A 1,098-nucleotide genomic window follows, 5' to 3' on the forward strand; every position below is an offset into this window, starting at 1 on the left:
AGGAGTTCCTGTCGGGCAACACCGGTATTACTTGAAGTGGTTGAGATATTTTCTTGATTTTTGTCATAAATATCAATTCCAACAAGAAACGGATGAGAGCTTGTCTGCTTTTTTAAAAAAGCTCGACCAAAAGAGACAGTCATTAAAACAGCAAAAGCAGGCGAAGCAAGCGATTCAGTACTATTTTGCATGTACTCAATCTTCGCAGCTGAAAAAAGATAACAGTCATAAAAATATTACGATACACGGTGTCAATGTTTCACCTAACACAATCAGTGAGAATCGTCAAGAATACAAAATGTTAGAAATTGTTTCCCCCAAATCCAGGGAAACTTCAAATAAAGAAATACCTATCGAAATAAAGAGTTCTGACTGGACAGGAGTATTCACAAAGCTACAAAATAGTATTCGTGTTCGCCACTATTCACAGACAACTTTGAAAACCTATAGTGGTTGGGTGAGAAAGTTTCAGGCATTTACCAAGAGTAAGGATCCCAGGTTACTGGGGACTGAAGATGTAAAGGAATTTTTAACATCACTGGCTGTGGAAAAAAGGGTTGCGGCTTCCACCCAAAACCAGGCTTTTAATGCATTATTATTTTTCTACCGCCACGTCCTTGGTAAAGAGTTCGGTAAGGTGGAAGGCGTCGTCAGGGCAAAGCGTAAACCGTATATACCCGTAGTGCTCAGCAGAGAAGAAATAGACCAAATCTTGGCGAAGTTAAATATGCCTTATCATTTGATCATCAGCCTGATGTACGGGTGTGGTTTACGTATCTCTGAGTGTCTTTCTCTTCGGGTTAATAATTTTAATTTTGACATGAAAGTGCTCACTATTCACGATGGAAAAGGAAAAAAGGATAGAACGGTTCCCATCCCTGATATTTTGCTCAGCCAACTCAAAACACAACTGGAGAGTGTCATAGCACTGCATGAAAGAGATTGCCAGGGCGGATATTCAGGTGTTTTCCTTCCAAACCAGCTGGAAGTCAAATACAAAAATGCAGCACGGGAACTGGTATGGCAGTGGTTTTTTCCGGCAAAACAACTCACAGTTGTTGAAAATAACAATGAACTAAGGCGCTACCATGTACACGA

The 1,098-nt window shown here is 40.3% G+C and carries 1 protein-coding gene and 1 pseudogene; both read left to right on the forward strand.

The window, feature by feature from the left end; genetic code table 11:
* Positions 1–40: 40 nt before the first annotated feature.
* A pseudogene (locus tag JWG88_RS22275) lies at positions 41–136 on the forward strand (hypothetical protein); the annotation flags it as partial.
* Positions 137–298: 162 nt separating this feature from the next.
* The coding region (locus JWG88_RS21265) for a phage integrase N-terminal SAM-like domain-containing protein (RefSeq protein WP_240194673.1) at positions 299–1,098 on the forward strand (800 nt) is incomplete at its 3' end.

The organism is Desulfopila inferna (assembly GCF_016919005.1).
Classification (GTDB): domain Bacteria; phylum Desulfobacterota; class Desulfobulbia; order Desulfobulbales; family Desulfocapsaceae; genus Desulfopila_A; species Desulfopila_A inferna.